The organism is Dactylosporangium thailandense (assembly GCF_059739745.1).
The window spans coordinates 4,913,641-4,934,394 of the sequence record NZ_AP029195.1 but is presented as its reverse complement, the minus strand read 5'-3'; the positions used below and the strand labels follow the sequence as shown (position 1 = coordinate 4,934,394).

18 protein-coding genes are annotated in these 20,754 nt (G+C 71.8%); 16 read left to right on the top strand and 2 right to left on the bottom strand.

The window, feature by feature from the left end; genetic code table 11:
* Window positions 1-16 precede the first annotated feature (16 nt).
* Window positions 17-3,181, bottom strand: coding sequence for a non-ribosomal peptide synthetase (locus tag AC6JBM_RS21380; RefSeq protein ID WP_497985339.1), 3,165 nt, complete (start codon window positions 3,179-3,181; stop codon window positions 17-19).
* A 341-nt stretch (window positions 3,182-3,522) separates the two neighbouring features.
* Between AC6JBM_RS21380 and AC6JBM_RS21375 the strand changes: the two genes are divergently transcribed.
* From AC6JBM_RS21375 to AC6JBM_RS21335, 9 genes are read left to right on the top strand one after another with little or no spacing between them, the layout of a single operon-like run.
* On the top strand, window positions 3,523-4,695 hold the full coding sequence (locus AC6JBM_RS21375; RefSeq protein WP_497985338.1) for an argininosuccinate synthase domain-containing protein: 1,173 nt from the start codon (window positions 3,523-3,525) through the stop codon (window positions 4,693-4,695).
* A gap of 20 nt (window positions 4,696-4,715) precedes the next feature.
* Entirely contained in the window at window positions 4,716-5,702 is a 987-nt protein-coding gene (locus tag AC6JBM_RS21370) for an aldo/keto reductase (protein ID WP_497985337.1), read from the top strand.
* The gene (locus AC6JBM_RS21365) at window positions 5,699-6,412 is read left to right on the top strand and encodes a sulfotransferase-like domain-containing protein (protein WP_497985336.1); all 714 of its coding nucleotides are present in this window, start codon (window positions 5,699-5,701) and stop codon (window positions 6,410-6,412) included. The genes AC6JBM_RS21370 and AC6JBM_RS21365 overlap by 4 nt, the downstream gene beginning before the upstream one ends.
* The gene (gene cysD, locus AC6JBM_RS21360) at window positions 6,409-7,320 is read left to right on the top strand and encodes a sulfate adenylyltransferase subunit CysD (protein ID WP_497985335.1); all 912 of its coding nucleotides are present in this window, start codon (window positions 6,409-6,411) and stop codon (window positions 7,318-7,320) included. Before AC6JBM_RS21365 ends, cysD begins: the two co-directional genes overlap by 4 nt.
* A 3-nt stretch (window positions 7,321-7,323) precedes the next feature.
* Window positions 7,324-8,589, top strand: a complete 1,266-nt coding sequence (locus tag AC6JBM_RS21355) for a sulfate adenylyltransferase subunit 1 (protein WP_497985334.1) — start codon at window positions 7,324-7,326, stop codon at window positions 8,587-8,589.
* A 13-nt stretch (window positions 8,590-8,602) separates the two neighbouring features.
* Window positions 8,603-9,079 (top strand): GNAT family N-acetyltransferase, encoded by a 477-nt coding sequence (locus AC6JBM_RS21350; protein ID WP_497985333.1) that lies wholly within the window; start codon window positions 8,603-8,605, stop codon window positions 9,077-9,079.
* Window positions 9,076-10,011: an amino acid ABC transporter permease gene (locus AC6JBM_RS21345; protein ID WP_497985332.1), complete on the top strand. Its 936-nt coding sequence runs from the start codon at window positions 9,076-9,078 to the stop codon at window positions 10,009-10,011. Before AC6JBM_RS21350 ends, AC6JBM_RS21345 begins: the two co-directional genes overlap by 4 nt.
* Entirely contained in the window at window positions 10,008-10,772 is a 765-nt protein-coding gene (locus AC6JBM_RS21340) for an amino acid ABC transporter ATP-binding protein (protein ID WP_497985331.1), read from the top strand. The genes AC6JBM_RS21345 and AC6JBM_RS21340 overlap by 4 nt, the downstream gene beginning before the upstream one ends.
* Window positions 10,773-10,783: 11 nt before the next feature.
* The gene (locus AC6JBM_RS21335) at window positions 10,784-11,752 is read left to right on the top strand and encodes an ABC transporter substrate-binding protein (RefSeq protein ID WP_497985330.1); all 969 of its coding nucleotides are present in this window, start codon (window positions 10,784-10,786) and stop codon (window positions 11,750-11,752) included.
* Between the two features lie 170 nt (window positions 11,753-11,922).
* Here the strand turns inward: AC6JBM_RS21335 and AC6JBM_RS21330 are convergent, their stop codons facing one another.
* Entirely contained in the window at window positions 11,923-12,480 is a 558-nt protein-coding gene (locus AC6JBM_RS21330; protein WP_497985329.1) for an NADPH-dependent FMN reductase, read from the bottom strand.
* 135 nt (window positions 12,481-12,615) lie between these two features.
* On the opposite strand from AC6JBM_RS21330, the gene AC6JBM_RS21325 reads away from it, so the two are divergent.
* The 7 genes from AC6JBM_RS21325 to AC6JBM_RS21295 all read left to right on the top strand — a co-directional run bounded on the left by AC6JBM_RS21325 (window position 12,616) and on the right by AC6JBM_RS21295 (window position 20,721).
* Complete coding sequence (locus AC6JBM_RS21325; protein ID WP_497985328.1) at window positions 12,616-12,984, top strand: winged helix-turn-helix transcriptional regulator; 369 nt, start codon at window positions 12,616-12,618, stop codon at window positions 12,982-12,984.
* Window positions 12,985-13,031: 47 nt separating this feature from the next.
* Window positions 13,032-14,321 (top strand): NtaA/DmoA family FMN-dependent monooxygenase, encoded by a 1,290-nt coding sequence (locus tag AC6JBM_RS21320; RefSeq protein ID WP_497985327.1) that lies wholly within the window; start codon window positions 13,032-13,034, stop codon window positions 14,319-14,321.
* 110 nt (window positions 14,322-14,431) lie between these two features.
* On the top strand, window positions 14,432-16,057 hold the full coding sequence (locus AC6JBM_RS21315) for an ABC transporter substrate-binding protein (RefSeq protein WP_497985326.1): 1,626 nt from the start codon (window positions 14,432-14,434) through the stop codon (window positions 16,055-16,057).
* Window positions 16,044-17,093, top strand: coding sequence for an ABC transporter permease (locus AC6JBM_RS21310; protein WP_497985325.1), 1,050 nt, complete (start codon window positions 16,044-16,046; stop codon window positions 17,091-17,093). Before AC6JBM_RS21315 ends, AC6JBM_RS21310 begins: the two co-directional genes overlap by 14 nt.
* 3 nt (window positions 17,094-17,096) lie before the next feature.
* Window positions 17,097-17,939 (top strand): ABC transporter permease, encoded by an 843-nt coding sequence (locus AC6JBM_RS21305; RefSeq protein WP_497985324.1) that lies wholly within the window; start codon window positions 17,097-17,099, stop codon window positions 17,937-17,939.
* Window positions 17,936-19,525 carry a dipeptide ABC transporter ATP-binding protein gene (locus AC6JBM_RS21300; RefSeq protein ID WP_497985323.1) on the top strand — a complete coding sequence of 530 codons (1,590 nt, stop codon included), beginning with the start codon at window positions 17,936-17,938 and terminating at the stop codon, window positions 19,523-19,525. The genes AC6JBM_RS21305 and AC6JBM_RS21300 overlap by 4 nt, the downstream gene beginning before the upstream one ends.
* Complete coding sequence (locus AC6JBM_RS21295) at window positions 19,522-20,721, top strand: dipeptidase (RefSeq protein ID WP_497985322.1); 1,200 nt, start codon at window positions 19,522-19,524, stop codon at window positions 20,719-20,721. The genes AC6JBM_RS21300 and AC6JBM_RS21295 overlap by 4 nt, the downstream gene beginning before the upstream one ends.
* Window positions 20,722-20,754: the final 33 nt, after the last annotated feature.

The window sequence follows — 20,754 nt, the reverse complement described above, 5'->3', positions numbered from 1 at the left end:
CCGTGCGCCCTCCGGCTCATCGTCCCGCCCTCAGGGGCGCGGCCGTCTCCGTGTCCGCGAGCCCGTCGAGGAACGGCGTCAGGTCGTCGAGTGCGGTGCGCATGACCAGGGCCGCCATGCTCGGCGCGTGGCTGGTGAACCGGCCGACCGCGAAGTGGTGGGAGCTGTCGGTGAACATCGCGTCGAGCGCGTCCGGTGCGTCGGGGCCGTTGCCATGCGGGGCGGGCAGGAGCATCGCGGCGCGGACCAGGGAATCGTCGGCGCCGTCGCGTTCGACGAGCGCGTGCAGGCGAGCCCAGAACTCGGGGTAGCCGCCGGGCTCCGCGTCGCCGCGGTCGGCGAGGGCGCAGAAGACGTCGGCGAAGCGCAGCGGGGCGGGGCGCAGCACGTGGACCCGATCGCCGGTCGGGCGGCGGCCGGTGACGACGGAGGTGACGTACGCGGCCACGAGGTCGACGGGCAGGTGGTCGGTGACCGCGCCGGTCGGGAAGACGACGCCGGTGCGTGCGGCCGCGACGACGAGGGCGTGGGCGATCGAGGCGGGGTTGGCCACGCCGGTGCGGCTGTTCGGCCAGATCTCGCCGAGCCGGTAGACGACGGAGTCCAGCCCGTAGCGGCGGCAGTCCTCGAGCACGTGCTCCACGACGTGCTTGGAGCGGCTGTAGCCGTCGGCGGGCGGCCGGGTCGGGTCAGGCAGGCGGTCCTCGCCGATCGGGGCCTCGCCGCGGTCGGCGAGCTCCTCGGCACTGAACGCGCTGAAGCTGGACAGCACGTGCAGCCGGCATCCGTCACCGGTGAGGGCCAGGCGCAGCAGCTCCCGGGTGCCGAGCACGTTGTCGGCGCGCAGGCCCGCGTAGTCGGTCAGGAAGTTCACCCTCGCCCCGGCGTGCAGCACGGCGTCGACCTCGTGCGCGAGGCGCAGGAAGACGCCGTGCTGCAGCCCGAGCTCCGGCGCCGCGAGGTCGCCGGCGATGATGCGCAGCTGGCCGTAGCCCAGCGCGTAGTCGAACCGGGGGAGTGCCTCGGCGAGCCGGTAGTGCCGCAGCGCCGCCCGCAGCCGCTCCCGCGCGGCCGGGACGTCGGCGGCGCGGACGAGGCACACGACGTGCACGGTCGGCCGGGAGAGCAGCTCGGCCAGCAGGTGCGCGCCGATGAACCCGGTGCCACCGGTGAGCAGCACCCGGTGCGAGCGGGCGGGGGCGGGCCGGGCGCGCACGGCTCCGAGGTCGGCCACCCGCCGGTCGGCCTCCAGCTGGGCGAGGCCCCCGTCGGCGCGCGCCCGGCGACCGCCGCCCAGGAGTAACGCGGCCTGCGCCCGTACCGTGTCGGCCCGCAGCAGGGCGCCGACGTCGACGGGCCGGCCGGCGCGGCTGCCCAGGAGCGCTCCGATGCGGTGGGCCAGCAGCGAGGTCCCGCCGTACTCGGTGAAGGCGACGTCCACCGAGACCGTCTCGACCTGCAGCACCTCGCGCCACACGCCGGCGACGAGTTCTTCGGTGCCGGAGGCGGGCGCGGCGAACCCGGCCGCCGCGGCGGTCTCGGCGATCCGCTCGGCGGCCAGGGTCTCGAGCCGGCGCCGGTCCAGCTTGCCGTTGGGGGTCAGGGGCAGCTCGGCGAGGCGGACCAGGCGCCGGGGCACCACCTCGGCGGGCAGCTGCTGGCGCAGATGGGCCACGACGGCGTCGGTCTCCGGCTCACTGGGCGGAGCGGCGGTGAGGAACGCGACCAGGGACCGGGCCGCACCCTCGCCGGTGGCCACCACGGCGGCATCGCGCACGCCGGGCGCCTCCAGCAGCGCGCGTTCGATCTCGGCCAGCTCGATGCGGACCCCGCCGACCTTGACCTGCTCGTCGCGGCGGCCGTCGAAGCGCAGCAGGCCGTCCGGGCCGACGTGGCCGAGGTCGCCGGTGCCGTAGAGCTTTGCTCCGGGTACCGATGCGAAGGGATTGTCCACAAAGGAGCGTGCGGTGCGCTCGGGGTCGTTGAGATAGCCGGCGCCGACGCACTCGCCGCCGATGAAGATCTCACCCACCTTGCCCGGCGGCAGGGGGCGCAGGTCCTCGCCGAGCACGAGCGCGGCGGTGTTCGGGATCGGGGTGCCCAGCGGGACGCCGCCCTCGATCGGGCCGCCGCCGAGATCGATGTCGTGGAACACCGAGCCGATCGAGCACTCGGTCGGCCCGTACGTGTTCGTCACCCGCAGGTCCGGCAGCAGGGCGTGCAACCGTTGCAGCACATGGTCGTTGGCCGCCTCGCCACCGATGAGCATCCGGCGCAGGCCCGACAGCGCGGCGACCAGGTCGGGGCGCAGCTCGAGCAGGGCGACGAGGGCGCTGAGGACCGAGGGCACGAAGTCGGTGATGGTGATGCCGTGCCGGGCGATGGTGCGGCAGGTCTGCTCAAGGTCGAGGATGTTGCGCCGGTCGGGGATGACCACACGGCCGCCGGTGGTGAGCGGCCACAGTACCTGCCACATCGAGGAGTCGAAGGTCGGGCGGCTGTTCTGCAGCACCACCTGCCCGGCGCCGTCGCCGAAGTGCCCGGACATGGCGCTGAGCCGGTTCACCAGGCCCCTGTGGCGGTTGAGCGTGCACTTCGGGGTGCCGGTCGAGCCGGAGGTGAAGTACCCGTAGATGAGGTCCTCGGGCCCGGGCCGTGGTCCCCCGGCGGTGGTGCGGGCGGGCGGCAGGTCGTCGACGGCCACGACGACGGGCGGGGCGCCGCCGTCCGCCGGTGGCCGCACCCGGTCCGCGGTGGCGCGGACGGCCAGCACGACGGCGGGGCCGAGCTGGCGCAGGGCACCCTCGATGCGCGGCGCCGGCCAGTCGGGGTCGACCGGGACGTAGACGGCGGACGCCTTCATCGCGCCGAGCACTGCCACGGGGAAGTGCAGATCGTTGGCGACGACGATCGGCACCAGATCGCCCGGGCCGGCGCCGTGTTCGCGCAGGGCGGTGGCGACCGCCTCGGCGGCGGCGTCGAGCTCGGCGAAGGTCAGCTCGGCGGTGGCGTGGATGACGGCCGGACGGTCCGGGGCGCGCCGCACGACAGCCTCGAAGAGGTCGAGCACCGACCTGGTGCGCGGAAAGTCCCGGGTCTTGCCGACGCCGTGCGGCACGGCGTCCGGGTCGGCATCGACGTCGGCTGGATGGTGGTGGTCGGTCGTGGGGCTGCTCGTCATGGCACCGCTCCGGACGCACTGGATCGCCACCGGCACGGTCGCGCCGGCGTTACGACAACAATTGGGCTTGTGACCTCGGGTTATGACGGATCGATGAACGGAAGAGCGAGGGTTGATTCGCCGAGAAAATGGTCCGTTAACAAGTCCGGACGAAGACGTCGATGAATGTTAACGTCACGCTCCGGTGAGGACGGCGAATGACGTTACCTTGCGTTGCCGGGGTCAACAAGTGGTGCGAGGTTTTCGTCGGGTTGCTGTCGGAACCGTTTGCCCGCAAGAGAATCGGTTGCTCGGAAAATGGCATTGCCATCGCTCCATGTTCCCCCTATATCATACCGGACATGTATGTTGGAGCACTCGCGGAACGTCGCGTCGGCGTGCTGCAGGGGGGCGGACTGTCCAGCTCCGCCCTGGGCGTTTGGCTGGCCGAGCAGGGCATTGACGCCTACCACCTGATCGCAGACATCGGACAGGCCCCGGCGGCCGAGCTGGAGGCCACCGCCGCCGCCTGGCGCGCCCGCGGGGTGCCCGCCGCCCTCGTCGACCTGCGGGGCCCGATGGCCGCGCTCGCCCTCGACCTGGTGCGCTACCAGGCCCGCCACGACGGCGGATACTGGAACACCACCGGCGCGGCCCGGCTCGTGCTCGTCGAGCACCTCGCGCCGAGACTGCGGGCCGAGGGGCGCACGGTGCTCGCCCACGGCTGCGTCGGCGGCGGCAACGACCAGCGCCGGTTCGCCCGCTACACCGCCCGGTTCGCGCCCGGCCTGGACGTGTACGCGCCGTGGACCGACCCCGACGCGCTGCACCGGTTCCCGGGCCGCGAGGCGATGCTCGAGGCGGTCCAGGCGGCCGGCCTGCCGCTGGACGGGGGCAGCGGTGCCGACTGGTCGACCGACGCCTCACTCGCCGGAGCCTCGCACGAGTCGGCCCGCCTGGAGGACCTCGCGGTCCCCGTCGACGCCCGCACGCTGCGCCCACGCTGGAGCCGCTGGCCGGCCGACGCGCCCGCCGAGCCCGAAACGACCACCGTGACCGTGACCGCGGGACGCATCACCGACATCGACGGCAGCGGACCCGACCCGGTCGCCGTCGTGCGGCGCGCCGGCGAGCTCGGCGCCCGCCACGGAGTGTGGCTGCGCGACGTGGTCGAGCGGCGCATCATCGGCACCGTCTGCCGCGGCGTCTACGAGGCCCCGGCGCTGGAGGTGCTCGGCGCGGCCTGGCAGCGGGTCCTGCAGACGAGCCTCGACCAGCCCTCGCGCGCGCTCTACGACCAGCTCAGCGGCACGCTCGGGGCCGCCGTCTACGAGGCCTGGTACGCCGACCCGGCCGCCCGCTCGGCCCGCGCCGCGCTCGACGCGCTGCTGGACCGGGCCTCGGCCACCGTCACGCTCACCCTGCACCGCGGCACCGCCCGCCCGACCGCCGTGGACGTCACCGCTTCCGGCGCCCTGCAGCAGACACGGTTCGGCACCGGCGGCAACCGCTGGCGCGAGCCCGTCGCCGTCTGAACCCTCTTTTAGGAGCATCGATGCGGTACCGCACCTTCGGCCGGCTGGGCTGGCCGGTCAGCGAAATCGGCTACGGCATGTGGGGCATCGGCGGCGGCGAGGGCGGCTGGACCGGCGCCGACGACACCACCGGCAAGGAGGCCCTGCTCGAGTCGGTCCGGCTCGGCGTCAACTTCTTCGACACCGCCTGGATTTACGGCCGAGGCCACAGCGAGAAGCTGCTCGGCGAACTCGTCGCGGGTGTCGGCGGCTCCGGCGGGCTGAAGATCGCCACGAAGATCCCGCCGAAGGACCGCAACTGGCCCTCGACCCGCGACTCGAAGATCGCCGACGTGTTCCCCGAGGAGCACATCCGCGAATACGTCGACCGCAGCCTCGACAACCTCGGCGTCGAGCGCATCGACCTGCTGCAGTTCCATGTGTGGGAGGACGCCTGGGTCCGCGAGCCCGAGTGGCAGCGGGTCGTGGCCGACCTGCGGGACCAGGGCCTGGTCGAGGGCGTCGGGATCAGCGTCAACCGCTGGGAGCCGTGGAACGTCCTGGACACCCTCGGCACCGGTCTCATCGACGCCGTCCAGGTCATCTACAACATCTTCGACCAGGCCCCGGAGGACAAGCTGTTCGGTGTCTGCGCCGAGCTGGACATCGCCGTCATCGCCCGGGTGCCGTTCGACGAGGGCACCCTCACCGGCACGCTGACTCGGCAGAGCACCTGGCCCGAGGGCGACTGGCGCAACAGTTACTTCGTCCCCGAGAACCTCGCGGCCAGCGTCGAGCGGGCCGACGCGCTCAAGGCCGTGCTGCCCGGCGGGCTGAGCCTGCCGGACGCGGCGCTGCGGTTCATCCTGGCCAACCCGCAGGTCAGCACCGTCATCCCCGGCATGCGCACGCTGTCGCACGTGCGGTCCAACCTCGCCACCAGCGACGCCCCGCCGCTCGAACCGGCCGTGCTGGACGAGCTGCGCCGGCACCGCTGGGACCGCGAGCCGACGGAGTGGTCGCAGTGACCGCGCCACCGATCATCGCCATGTGGGCCGTCCCGCGCTCGCGCTCGACCGCCTTCCTCCGCATGATCATCGAGCGCGGCGACCTCGACGTCGTGCACGAGCCGTTCTCCAACCTGGCCGCCACCGGCCGGTTCGAGCTGGGCGAGCACACCGCGACCTCGGTCGAGGAGCTCTTCGAGCTGCTGCTGGAGCGCGCCCGCGGCGGCGGCCGGCGGCTCTTCGTCAAGGAGACCACCGACTACCGCTACGACGCGCTGCTGGCCGACCCGCGGCTGCACACTGAGCTCACCAACACGTTCATGATCCGGGAGCCGGGCGCGGTCGTGCGCTCCCACTACGCCATGAACCACGACGTCACCCGCGACGAGATCGGCTTCGAGCGGGTCCACGAGATCTTCTCCGCGGTCCGCGCGGCCGGCGCCCCTGTCGTCGTCGTGGACGGCGACGAGCTCGTCACCGACCCGCCCGGCGTGATCGCCCGCTACTGCAAGCTGACCGGCCTGCCGTACCTCCCCGACGCGCTGACGTGGGACCGGGGCGCCCGGCCGGAGTGGTCCCGCACCGAGCACTGGCACCTGGACGTGGAGCGCAGCAGCGGGTTCACCACCACGTCGAACGAGCACCCGGTCGAGCCGGCCGACATCGAACGGGTCGAGGCGCTCATCGCCTACCACCGGCCGTTCTACGAGCGGCTGCGGGAGCACCGGTGATCCCTCGGCCGCCCTACCGGGTCTCTCACCTGGATGCTCTCGAGGCCGAGAGCCTGTTCATCATGCGCGAGGTGGTCGCCGAGTTCGAGCGGCCGGTGCTGCTGTTCTCCGGCGGCAAGGACTCGATCGTGATGCTGCGGCTGGCCGAGAAGGCGTTCGCGCCCGCCCGCATCCCGTTTCCCGTCATGCATGTGGATACCGGGCACAACTTTCCCGAGGTGCTGCAGTACCGGGACCGGCGGGTGAGCGAGCTCAACGTGCAGCTGATCGTGGCCAGTGTGCAGGAGGCGATCGACGCGGGCACGGTCCGCGAGTCCGCCGACGGGATGCGTAACCGGATCCAGACGCCGGTGCTGCTCGACGCGGTGGAGAAGTACCGCTTCGACTCGCTGTTCGGCGGTGCCCGGCGTGATGAGGAGAAGGCTCGGGCGAAGGAGCGGGTGTTCTCGTTCCGTGACGATTTCGGCCAGTGGGACCCGCGCAACCAGCGGCCGGAGCTTTGGGCGCTGTACAACGCCCGGATCGCTCCGGGCGAGTCGATCCGCGTGTTCCCGCTGTCCAACTGGACCGAGCTGGACGTGTGGCATTACATCGCCCGCGAGGGTATCGAGTTGCCGGGCATCTACTACGCGCACGACCGTGAGGTCGTCGACCGTGGCGGGATGCTCTACGCGATCAACGAGTTTTTGCCGCTCAAGGCCGGTGAGACGCCGTTCACCGAGCGTGTGCGCTACCGCACGGTCGGGGACGCGTCCTGCACCGCCGCCGTCCGCAGCGACGCGGACACGATCGAGAAGGTCATCGACGAGGTCGCGGCCACCCGCATCACCGAGCGCGGGGCGACCCGCGGCGACGACAAGGTGAGCGAGGCGGCCATGGAAGACCGCAAGCGTGAGGGGTACTTCTAAGCCATGACCTCCGTGCTGGAGACGCCGCAGCAGCGGCAGATGGACCTCCTGCGCTTCGCGACCGCGGGCTCGGTCGACGACGGCAAGTCGACGCTCATCGGGCGCCTGCTCTACGACTCGAAGGCGATCTTCGAGGACCAGCTGGAGGCGGTCGAGGCGACCTCGCGCTCGCGCGGCGACGAGTACACGAACCTGGCACTGCTCACCGACGGCCTGCGGGCCGAGCGGGAGCAGGGGATCACGATCGATGTGGCGTACCGCTACTTCGCCACCCCCCGGCGCAAGTTCATCATCGCCGACACGCCGGGCCACATTCAGTACACGCGGAACATGGTCACCGGCGCCTCGACCGCCGACCTGGCGCTGATCCTGGTCGACGCGCGTAAGGGCCTGGTCGAGCAGTCCCGCCGGCACGCGTTCCTGTGCTCGCTGCTGCGGGTGCCGCACCTGGTGCTGTGCGTGAACAAGATGGACCTGGTCGACTACTCGCAGGAGGTCTTCGACCGCATCGCCGACGAGTTCACCTCGTTCGCGGCCAAGCTCGAGGCGCCTGACCTCACGGTCATCCCGATCTCGGCCCTGCACGGCGACAACCTCGTCTCCCGCAGCGACAAGATGCCGTGGTACGAGGGTCCCTCCCTGCTGCACCACCTCGAGCACGTGCACATCGCCTCCGACCGCAACCTGGTCGACGTGCGGTTCCCGGTGCAGTACGTGATCGCCCCCGACCGGTTCGCCGGGCAGGTCGCCGGCGGTGTCATCCGCGCCGGTGACGAGGTCATGGTGCTGCCGTCCGGGCTCACGACGACCGTCGCACGGGTCGAGACGGCCGACGGCGAGCTGTCCGAGGCGTACCCCCCGATGTCGGTCACCCTCCGGCTCGCCGACGACCTCGGCATCGCCCGCGGCGACCTCGTCTGCCGGCCCAACAACGCCCCCCAGGTCGCCCAGGACATCGAGGCGATGGTCTGCTGGATGGACGAGACCCGGCCGCTGGCGGTCGGCGGCCGCTACTCGATCAAGCACACGACGCGGTCCGTCCGCGCCGAGGTGCGCGGGCTGCAGTACCGCCTCGACGTCAACACACTGCACCGGGACGAGTCGGCCACGGCCCTCTCACTGAATGAGATCGGGCGCGTCCGGTTGCGGACCACGGCCCCCCTGGCAGCCGATGAATACCGCCGGAATCGCACCACGGGCGGTTTCATCGTCATCGACGAGACCAGCAATCGAACCGTGGGCGCCGGCATGATTGTGAGACGCACATGATCGAGAAGCGCGCATGATCGGTCGTGATGTGGTGATCCGATACAGTTCTCCGCTCGATCCGCTGGCCGAGCCGCTGCTGCGGGAGCTGGACGAGGAATATCACGCCCGCTACGGGCCCAACGAGGAGATGCGCCGGCATCCGGCCACGGAGTTCGCGGCCCCGGCCGGGGCGTTCCTGCTCGTGCTCGACGGCGGCGCGGCCGTGGCCGGTGGCGCGTTCCGGCGCTTCGACGCGGTGACCGCGGAGCTCAAGCGGGTGTGGACACACCGGCCGTACCGCCGCACCGGCCTGGCCTCCATGGTGCTGGCCGAGCTCGAGGCGGAGGCGGCCCGGCGCGGCTACCGGCGGGTCTACCTCACCACCGGCCCGCGCCAGCCCGAGGCGATCGCGCTGTACCGCCGGGCCGGCTACCGGGCCCTCTTCGACCTCGCCGATCCGCCCCCCGACGACCTGGCGTTCGAGAAGCTCCTGGCGACGGGGGCCCGATGAGCGTCGGCCCGCCGCCCGTCCGGGAGGCCACCGCGGACGGCACCGACCTGGAGGGGCTCAAGGTCGTGCCGGCCCGCTACCCGTGGCGCTGGATCGCCACCGCGGTCGTCGCCGTGCTGCTCGCCATGGCCGGGCACGCGCTCGTCACCAACCCCGCCTGGGACTGGAAGGTCGTCGGAGAGTACCTGTTCTACGAGACCATCCTGCGCGCGGTCGGGCTGACGCTCGAGCTCACCGCGCTCGGCATCGTCCTCGGATTCGCGCTCGGCACGGTGGTCGCGCTCATGCGGCTGTCCCGGGTACCGCTGCTGAGCTCGGTCGCATGGACCTACGTGTGGATCTTCCGCTCGGTGCCGCTCATCCTGCAGCTGCTGTTCTGGTACAACCTGGCGATCCTGTACCGCTACCTGTCCTTCGGCGTGCCCTTCGGCCCGTCGTTCGTCGAGGTCGCCACCATGGATCTGATCGGTCCGCTGACCGCCGCAAGCCTCGGCCTCGCGCTGCACCAGGGCGCCTACGCCGCCGAGATCGTGCGGGCCGGGGTGCTCTCCGTCGACCAGGGCCAGCTCGAGGCAGCCGCCGCGCTCGGCGTACCCCGCGGCCGGCAGCTGCGCCGGATCGTGTTGCCGCAGGCGATGCGCACCATCGTCCCGACCGCCGCCAACGAGATCGTGGGGCTGGTCAAGGGCACCTCAGTCGTCTACATCATGGCCCTGCCCGAGCTGTTCTACCAGGTGCAGGTCATCTACAACCGCAACGGCCGGGTGATCGCGCTGCTGCTCGTGGCGACCATCTGGTACATGATCATCACGTCGATCCTGTCGGTCGGGCAGTTCTACGTCGAGCGGTACTTCGCCAAGGGCAGCGCCCGCGTGCTGCCACCGACGCCCTTGCAGCGCCTGCGTGCTGCCGTCGCCGGGTGGCGCGGATGAGCGCGGCGATGGTCGAGGTGCGGGGCGTGCACAAGCACTTCGGCGCGCTGCACGTGCTGCGCGGCATCGACCTGCGGGTCCATTCGGGCCAGGTCACCGTGGTGCTCGGCCCCTCCGGCTCGGGCAAGTCCACGCTGCTGCGCAGCATCAACCATCTCGAGCGCGTCGACCGCGGGTACGTCACCGTCGACGGGCAGCTGATGGGCTACCGGCGTGCCGGGAACCGGCTGCACGAGCTCAAGGAACGCCAGATTCTCAAGCAGCGCACGCAGATCGGGTTCGTGTTCCAGAACTTCAACCTGTTCCCGCACCTCACCGCGCTGGAGAACGTCGCCGAGGCGCCGATCTCGGCCCAGCGCCGGCCCCGCACCGAGGCCCACGCCGAGGCGGAGGCGCTGCTGCGGCGCGTCGGACTCCAGGACAAGCTGCAGGTGTACCCGCGGCAGCTCTCCGGCGGCCAGCAGCAGCGCGTCGCCATTGCCCGGGCCCTCGCCCTGCGCCCGAAGGTCGTGCTCTTCGACGAGCCGACCTCAGCCCTGGATCCCGAGCTCGTCGGCGAGGTCCTCGACACCATGCGCGACCTCGCCCGCAACGGCACCACGATGATCGTCGTCACCCACGAGATCGGCTTCGCCCGCGAGGTCGCCGACACCGTGGTGTTCATGGACGCCGGCCGCATCGTCGAGCAGGGCCCGCCCGCCGACGTGCTGGACAACCCGCAACACGAGCGCACCCGCGCCTTCCTCAGCAAAGTCTTGTAACTGGAGGATCTGTGCTTCGCCTTGCCCCGGCCGCCCTGCTCGTGCTCGTCCTCGCCGCCTGCGGCACGCCCAGTGACATCGCCGCCGGATCGGCCCCGTCCGCCGGGTCGTCGGACTCCGGCCAGCTGCACGTCAACCTGAGCCCGGACCAGAACCGCGTCCGGGCTCAGAAGATCGACGCCATCGCCGACACCGTCCCGGCCGCGATCCGCGACAAGGGCGAGCTCGTGGTCGGCGTGAACCCCGACGGCGCGCCGCCGCTGGAGTTCCTGGCCACCGACGACCGCACCCTCATCGGCTCCGAACCCGACGTGGCCCAGCTCGTCGCGGACGTGCTCGGGCTCAAACTGGTGCTGGAGAACACGTCGTGGGAGAACCTGTTCCTGTCCGTGCGCTCCGGGAAGTACCAGCTCGGCTTCTCCAACATCACGGTCACCGAGGAGCGTAAGGACCTGTACGACTTCGCCACCTACCGCGTCGACCAGCTCGCCTGGGAGGTGCGCAAGGACAGCAAGATCACCAAGATCTCCGGCCCGGCCGACATCGCGGGCCTCAACCTCTCGGTGGCCTCCGGCACCAACCAGGAGAAAATCCTGCTCGACTGGAACGAGCAGAACAAGGCGGCCGGCCGCAAGGCCGTGAACATCTCGTACTTCGAGAACTCCGACTACCAGCTCGCCCTGCGCTCCGGCCGCACCGACGCCCACTTCGGCCCCAATCCGACCGTCGCCTACCACGTCGCGGTGGCCGGTGAGACCCGCATCGCGGGCACGTACTCCGGCGGCGGCGCGAGCGTCGACGGGCGCATCGCGGCGATGACGGTGAAGGGCAACGGCCTGATCGACCCGGTGGCGGCGGCGCTGAACGCAGTCATCAAGGACGGCAAGTACGCCGAGGTGCTCAAGCGCTGGGGCCTGTCGAACGAGGCCGTCCCGCAGGCGCTGGTCAACCCGCCCGGCCTGCCGCGTGAAACCAAGTGACCACTGGCCCGTGCCGACGATCGACGCCGACCTGGCCCTGGTGAAACCGTCTTCCTCGCGGCGCGCACCGGCGGACGCGGGGGCCGACCAGCAGCCGGGGTTGCGTGGCGGCGACGACGGCCACGCGACACCGGCCCGGCACGGCCGAGCCGGCATCGGTGGATGCGGGCTCAGGCCCGCAGTGGTGCCAGGGCCGTTGCCCAGGCGACGACCTGGTCCAGCGTCGCGGTGAGCGCGTCGAGTTGGTGCGCGCCGGGTGTGAGCGTCGCGAAGTTCTCGAAGTCCGTGTAGAACGACAGCGCCACCTGCGAGCGGACCGTGGCCAGCTGCAGCTCGGCCGCGACGAGCCGCAGGTGCTCGACTGCCCGGACGGCGCCGACCACGCCGTAGCCTACGAACCCGGCCGCCTTGTTGTTCCACTCCGCGTACAGGTAGTCGATCGCGTTCTTGAGCACTCCGGAGGTGGAGTGGTTGTACTCCGGCGTCACGAACACGAAGCCGTCAAACCCGCCGATCAGGCGGGACCAGGCCTTCGTGTGCTCGTTGGCGTAGGTGCCGCCGGAGGCCGGGACGGGCTCGTCGAGGTGCGGCAGGGGGTGGTCGGCGAGGTCGACGAGCTCGAACTCGGCGTCGGTGCGCTTGGTTGCCTCGGCGTGCACCCACTCGGCGACCTGGCGGCTGTAGCGGCCCGGGCGGACGCTGCCGACGATGATGGCGATCCTGGTCATGGCGCGATGCTCCTCACGGTGCGGGGTTGCCTGTCGACAGCCCGAGCGCCCGGATGGCAGCCTGGATTCCCGATCGAGCATGCGCACTATCGAGTGCGTCGGGCACCTCCGGGTGCGTCTTGGAGAGGACCAGCCATGAGTCCCGAAGCAGGGTCGGCCACATGCCGGGACGGCGATCTGCGGCAGTTGCTGCGCGGGCTGCTGACCACCATCGGCGACAAGTGGACGCTGGCCGTCGTGGCGGTGCTCGTCGACGGCGAGCTGCGGTTCACCGAAATCCAGCGCCGCGTCGAGGGCATCTCGCACCGGCTGCTCACCAAGACGCTGCGCGACCTCGAGCGCGACGGGCTGGTCGCGCGCAGCGTGCACGCGGAGGTGCCGCCGCGCGTCGAGTACGCACTGACGCCGCTGGGCCACAGCCTGCTCGTCCCGGTCGACGGGTTGGCCCGGTGGGTCGAGGAACACGGCCGCACGGTCCTGCGCCATCGCGGCGAGCGGCTGTGACGGAACCGCCCCTATCCATACTGTTTCGATAGGAATAGGGTGGGCGCATGACTGCGCGTCCGCCCCGTACCCTGGCCATCGTCACCGGCGCCGGTGGGTATCCCGGCCCGTACGAGCTCGCCCTCGACCCGCGTCGCTCCACGGTCGATACCGCGCGCCGCGTCGCCGCGCTCGCCGAGGCCGCCCGCATCGACGCCCTGTTCGTGCCCGACCTGCTCACGTTCGGCGCGCAGGGGACCATCGGGGCGCAGGAGCCGCTGGTGTACGTCTCCGCGCTGAGCCAGGTGACCGAGCGCATCGGGCTCATCGCGACGGTGTCGACCACCTTCCACCACCCGTACAACCTGGCCCGGCTCTTCGGCACGCTCGACCACGTGAGCAACGGGCGGGCCGCCTGGAACCTCGTCACGTCGGCGATCGGCGAGGAGAACTTCGGCCCCGGCGCCCTGCCGAGCCCGGAGGAGCGCTACGCCCGCGCCGCCGAGACGCTCGACGTCGTCAACGCGCTCTGGGACAGCTGGCGGCCGGGCGCTCTGGAGCTCGGCCCGGACGGGCGCGCGATCCTCGACCCGGCGAAGGTCCGGCCCATCGACCACGCCGGGCCGTACTTCAGCGTCGCCGGCCCGCTCAACATCCCGCCGCTGCCGCAGGGCCGGCCGGTGCTGATCCAGGCCGGGCAGTCGGCCGCCGGCATCGAGCTCGGGGCCAAGTACGCCGAGGTCGTCTTCACCGCACTGTCCACGATGGAGGCCGCGCGTGAGTACACCGGCCGAATCCGGGGGCGTGCCGCGCTCCTGCGCCGGCGGCCAGGGCTGCCGCTGATCTTCAGCTCGTTCCACGCCACCTTCGGCGCGACCGAGGCGGAGGCCCGGCGGCTGGTCCGCGAACGACACGAGGCGATCGACTTCGAGGCCGGCCGTTCGCTGGTCGCCGAGATGCTCGGCGGGGGCGTGGACCTTTCGTCGGTACCGCTGGATCAGTCCCTTCCGGAATCCGTCGTGCCCGACGTGTCCACTGTGCACCGGCGGCGCGGGCGGGTCGAGATCTTCGGGGCGTACATCCGCCAGGGCTACACCCTGCGCGAGCTCATCATCGCGGCCCAGGACACCGGCCACTGGAGCGTGGCGGGCACCCCGGAACAGCTCGCCGACGCCGTGGAGGAGCGGTTCCGCGCGGGCGTGCTCGACGTGCTCTCGGTCGGCGGCCTGCACGACCCGATCCAGCACGATTATGTCGTCAACGGCCTGCTGCACCATCTGCGCAAGCGTGGCATCGTCAAGCCCGACTACCTGGGCCCGACCCTGCGGGACAATCTCGGCCTGCCCCTCGGGTGCTGATCAGCCCGGCCCCACCCTTCGAAGGCGCGTCGAAAAGACGTGAGCCGATATTATTTCCTATTATCCAGATCGGAAAGATGGCTTAACAGTCCTTCCGTAACGTCGCCGGCATGCCCCGAACCATTGCCCGCAAGCCGGCCGCCGCGTCACTGGCCGCCCTCCTGAGCCTGGCCGCCTGCACCACCGACACGTCCAGCACCGACCCGGCCGCGACGGGCGCGAAGGCGATCACGATCGGCACCACCGACCAGGTCTCCAGCCTCGACCCGGCCGGCTCCTGGGACGCGGGCTCCGGCACCATCGAGTCCGAGGTGTACGCCACCCTGCTCAGCGCCCCCAACGGCACCACCGACGCCAAGCCCGACCTGGCCGCCTCGATCACGCTCAGCGGCCCCACGACCTACACGGTGAAGCTCAAGCCCGGCCTCAAGTTCGCCAACGGTCACGACCTCACCGCCTCGGACGTCAAGTTCAGCTTCGACCGGCAGCTCAGGATCGCCGACAAGAACGGGCCTTCGTCGCTGCTCTACAACCTCGCCTCGGTTGCCGTGCCCGCGCCGGACACGGTCGACTTCACACTCAAGTCGGCCAATGACACGCTCTTCCCGCAGGTGCTCACGACCGCGGCCGGACTCATCGCGGACGAACAGGTGTTCCCGGCCGACAAAATTCTCGACGACGACGCCATCGTCGCGGCCAAGCCCTGGTCCGGCCCGTACGCCATCGACAGCTACACCAAGAACTCCGTCGTGTCCTTCGCCGTGAACCCGGGCTACGGCGGCAGCCTCGGCGCGCCGAGGAACACCGGCGTGGTGCTCAAGTACTACACCGCCGCGAGCAACCTCAAGCTCGACATCCAGCAGGGCAACATCGACGTCGTCTACCGCACGCTGACCATCCCGGACCTGCAGGACCTCGCCACCAAGCCCGAGGTGGCGGTGCACACCGGCGCCGGCAACGGCATCCGCTTCATCGTGTTCAACCTCAAGACGCAGCCGTTCGGCTCGGCCACTGCGCAGGCCGACCCGGTCAAGGCGCTCGCGGTGCGGCAGGCGGCGGCCTCGCTGATCGACCGCGGTCAGCTGGCCGGGCAGGTCTACAAGGGCACGTTCCAGCCGCTGTACTCGTACGTGCCCCAGGGCATCACCGGTGCCACGGAGTCGCTCAAGCCGCTCTACGGCGACAAGAACGGTGGCCCCGACAAGGCCGTGGCCGCGGGCCTGCTCTCCGCGGCCGGCATCACCCCGCCGGTGGCCCTGAACCTGCAGTACAACACCGACCATTACGGCTCCTCGTCGGAGGACGAGTACGCGCTGGTGAAAAACCAGCTCGAGGCGAGCGGGCTGTTCAAGGTCACGCTGCAGTCCACGGAGTGGTCGCAGTACGGCAAGCAGCGCGTCGCCGACCAGTACCCGGCCTACCAGCTCGGTTGGTACGCGGACTACCTCGACGCCGACAACTACCTCGGCTCCTTCTTCGCCGACGGCAACTGGGTCAACAACGGCTACGACGACCCGGCCGTGAAGTCGCTCATCAAGCTGGAGCAGACAGAGACCGACGCCGCCAAGCGCACCGCGACGCTCGGGCAGATCCAGGACGCCGTGGCCAAGGCGGTGCCGATCGTGCCGCTGCTGCAGGGCTCCACCGCGATCGTGACCCGGGCGGGCGTCACCGGCGTGCCGCAGCGGCTCGACAGCGCGTACCAGTTCCGCTGGGCCGAACTTGCGCAGCGCTGACGAGCGGCGCCCCGGGCCGGGCCTGGCCCGCTATCTCGCGGTGCGGTTCCTGCTCATCTTCCCGACCGTCTTCGCCCTGGTGACCGCGGTGTTCTTCCTGATGCGGCTCACCGGGGACCCGGTCACCAGCGCGTTCGGCGACCGGCTGACCCCGGCGCAGCTGCAGGCGAAGCTGCACCAGGCCGGCTACGACCGGCCGCTGCTGGTGCAGTACCTGGATTTCCTGAAGGGCGTGGCGACCGGCGACCTGGGCCGCACCGCGACCGACAACCGCTCGATCGGCGACCTGCTCGGCAGCTACGGCACGGCGACGCTGGAGCTGGCGGTCTACGCGCTGGCGATCGCGCTGCTCGTCGGGCTGCCGCTGGGCCGGATCGCGGCCTACCACCGCGACCGCGCGCCGGACGTGGTGCTGCGGCTGTTCGCGATCCTGGCCTACGCCACCCCGGTCTTCTTCGTGGGCCTGGTGCTGAAGCTGGTCTTCTCGGTGTGGCTGGGCTGGTTCCCGGTCGCCGGGCGGGCCAGCACCGGGGTCCAGCTCGAGCTCGCCCACCGCTCCAGCGTCACCGGCATCTACCTGCTCGACGCGCTGCGCAGCGGCGACGGCGGCGCGGTGCTCGACGTGCTGCACCACGCGGTGCTCCCCGCCGTCGCGCTGGGCCTGCTCGTGGCCGGGATCTTCCTGCGGCTGGTGCGCATCAACCTGATCGGCACCCTGTCGGCCGCGTACGTCACCGCCGCCCGCTCCCGCGGCGTGCCCGAGCGCCGGCTGCGCGACCGCCACGCGACCCGCCCCGCGCTGGTACCGGTCGTGACGATGCTCGGCCTGCAGGTCGCCGGGCTGCTCGGCGGGGCGGTGCTGACCGAGACGACGTTCGAGTGGAAGGGCCTGGGCTTCGAGCTCGCGCACTACCTGACCGCGCGGGACTTCGTCGCGGTGCAGGCGCTCGTGGCCGTCTTCGCGCTCGTGGTCGCGGTGACCAACTTCCTCGTCGACGCGGTCGCGGCGATCGTCGATCCGAGAGTGCGGTACTGAACCATGACCCAACGTGTGATGGTGCTGCTCGGGGCCGGGCTCGCCGCGGTGTTCGCGCTCACGGCCGTGTTCGCTCCGCTGATCGCTCCGTACGGCTACGCCCAATTGCAGGACAGCCGCGGCCGCCCGGGGGACGGGCACCCGTTCGGCACCACGATCACCGGCTACGACGTGCTGTCGCGGACGCTGTGGGGAGCCCGCACCGCGCTGCTGGTCATCCTGCTCGCGGTGAGTGTGTCGCTGGTGTTCGGCGTGCTGCTCGGGCTCGTCTCCGGCTATGTCGGGGGGCGACTCGACCGGCTGCTCGTCGGAGTGGCCGACGCCATGTACGCGTTCCCGTCGCTGCTGCTGTCCATCCTCGTCGCGATCGCGGTGAGCGGCGGCCGTTCCAGCCTCGCCGGCGGGCTGACCGCGGCCGCGGTGGCGGTGACCGTCGTGTTCGTGCCGCAGTACCTGCGGGTCGTGCGGGCCGAGGTGGTACGGGTGCAAGGAGAGGCGTTCGTGGATGCCGCCCGGATCATCGGGGCCGGGCACGCCCGCATCATGCTCCGGCACGTGCTGCGCAACTCGGTGCGCAGCCTGCCGGTCGTGGTCACGGTCAACGCCTCCGAGGCCATCCTCACGCTCGCCGGGCTGGGCTTCCTCGGCTTCGGCATCGAGCCCAACTCGGCCGCGGAGTGGGGCTACGACCTCAACAAGGCGGTGCCGGACGTGACCGCCGGGATCTGGTGGACGGCGGTGCCGCCGGGCATCGCGATCGTGCTCACCGTCCTGGGCATCACGCTCATCGGCGAGAGCCTCACCGACCTCACCGACCCGCGGTTGCGGCTGCGGCGGGCAGCATGAGCGCGGACCTGGTGCGCATCGAGGACCTGCGGGTCCGGTTCGCCGTCGGCGGCGGGCACGTCACCGCGGTCGACGGGCTGGACCTGGCCGTCGCGTCCGGCGAGATCGTCGCACTGGTCGGCGAGAGCGGCAGTGGCAAGACGGCCACCGGCAACGCCGTGCTCGGCCTGCTGCCCGCCAACGCCGACGTGTCGGGCAGCGTCGTGCTGGGCGGCACCGAGGTGATCGGCGCCCACCCGCGGACCCTGCGCCGGTTGCGGGGCACCGCGGCGGCGATGGTGTTCCAGGAGCCCTCGACGGCGCTGAATCCGGTGTACCCGGTCGGCTGGCAGATCGCCGAGGGGCTGCGCGCGCACGGTGTGCGCGGGCGGGCGGCGCGGCGCGAGCGGGCGATCGAGATGCTCGACGCGGTCGGCATCCCCGAGCCGCGGCAGCGGGCCGGACACTATCCGTTCCAGTTCTCCGGCGGCCAGCAGCAGCGGGTGCTCATCGCGGCCGCGCTGGCCCTCGGCGCGCGGCTGCTCGTCGCCGACGAGCCGACCAGCGCGCTCGACGTGACGGTGCAGGCCGAGATCCTCGACCTGCTGCGCCGGTGCCGCGCCGACTTCGGCACCGGCATTCTGCTCATCACGCACGACATGGGCGTCGTCGCCGACATCGCCGATCGGGTCGCCGTCATGCGGCACGGTCGGATCGTCGAGCGGGCCGCCGTCGGGCCGCTCTTCGCCCAACCCTCCCACGAGTACACCCGGGAGCTGCTGGCCGCGATCCCGGTGCCCGGCGCGGGCCGGCCCGCGCGGGTGGTCGAGGCTGAGCCCGTCGTGGTCGCCGAGGACCTCGTCGTGCAGTACCCGCGCCGGCTCGGCCGTGGCGGGGCCCGCGCGGTCGACGGGGTGAGCTTCGCGATCGCCGCCGGCGAGGTGCTCGGGCTCGTGGGGGAGAGCGGCTCGGGCAAGACGACCATCGGCCGGGCGATCGCCGGGCTCGTCGCGGCCACCGGCGGCTCGCTCGACGTGCGGGTGCCGGCCGGGGGACTGGGGTACGTCTTCCAGGATCCCGCGACGAGCTTCAACCCTCTGCTCACCGTCGGCGCGAGCATCGCCGAGCCGCTGCGGGTGCACCGCCGCGAGCTCGGCCGCGCCGCCGTCCTGGCCCGGGTCGGCGAGCTGCTGGAGCAGGTCGAGCTGCCGGCCGGGCACGCCGGGCGCTACCCGCACGAGCTCAGCGGCGGCCAGCGGCAACGCGCGGGGATCGCCCGGGCGCTCGCCCTGAGCCCGGCGCTGCTCATCGCCGACGAACCCACCTCCGCCCTGGACGTGTCGGTCCAGGCCCGCATCCTGGAGCTGCTCATGCGCCTGCATCGCGAACTCGGGTTCGCCGCCCTGTTCATCAGCCACGACCTGGCCGTCGTGGAGGCCGTCGCCGACCGGGTCATGGTGCTGCGGCACGGCCGCGCCGTCGAGACCGGCGACACCCGGCGCGTGCTGCACGAACCGGAGCATCGGTACACCCGGCGGTTGGTCGAGGCCGCGCCCGTGCCCGACCCGGCCCGCCAGGCCGCCCGGCGCGCGGCGGCGGTGCGATGAACCTCCCCGGGCTCGTCGAGCAGGTCCTCGCGGCCATGCCGGTCATCGACGGGCACAACGACCTGCCGGTGGCGCTGCGGTTCGGCTCGGGCGGCCGCGTCGAGGGCCTCGACCGGAACCGCCCCGAGCTGCACACCGACATCCCGCGGCTGCGGGCCGGGCGGGTCGGCGGGCAGTTCTGGTCCGTCTACGTGCCGTCGCGCCTGCCCGAGCCCGAGGCGGTGACGGCCACGATCGAGCAGATCGACCTGGTGTACCGCCTCGCCGAGGCCTATCCCGAGACGTTCGCGATCGCCTGCACCGCCGCGGAGGTCGAGCGGGTCATCCGCGGCGGGCGGATCGCGTCGCTCATCGGGGTCGAGGGCGGCCACAGCCTCGCGGGCTCGCTCGGGGTGCTGCGCGGGCTGGCCCGGCTCGGGGTGCGGTACGTGACCCTCACCCACAATGACAACACCGCCTGGGCCGACTCCGCCACCGACGAGCCGGCGAGCGGCGGGCTCAGCGAGACCGGCCGGGCGATCGTGGCCGAGCTCAACCGGCTCGGCATCCTCGTCGACCTGTCCCACACCGCGGCCTCGACCCAGCGCGACGCCCTGGCCGTCTCGACCGCCCCGGTCATCTACAGCCACTCGTCGGTCCGGGCGCTCAACGACCACCCGCGCAACGTCGCCGACGAGGAGCTGAGGCTGCTCAGGACCAACGGCGGCGTTCTGCAGCTCACGTTCGTCCCGGCGTTCGTCTCGGCCGAGGTCGCCGCATGGACCGCCGACGCCGCGGCCGAGCGGGCGCGGCTCGGGTTCCCGGCGGTGCCGTGGACGTGGCCGCCCGTGTCTTCCCCGCCGCCGTCCCCGCCGTCCCCGCCGTCCCCGCCGCCCGCGCTCGAGGAGGACTACGCGAAGTGGCTCGCCGCGCATCCGCGCCCGGAGGTCTCGCTCGCCCAGGTCGCCGACCACGTCGAGCACGCCCGCGAGGTCGTCGGCGCCGCCCACCTCGGCATCGGCGGTGACTACGACGGCGTGGACTGGTTCCCGGCCGAGCTCGCGGACGTCTCCGGCTATCCGCGGCTGCTGGCCGAGCTGGCGTCGCGGGGCTGGAGCGCGGCCGAGCTGGAGGGGCTGACCGGGCGCAACGTCCTGCGGGTGCTGCGTGACGCGGAGGACGCGGCCGAGAGCCTGCTCTGGCCCGCCGTCGGTTAGCTTGACCTTGACCTTGACGTGTACGTCAAGGCA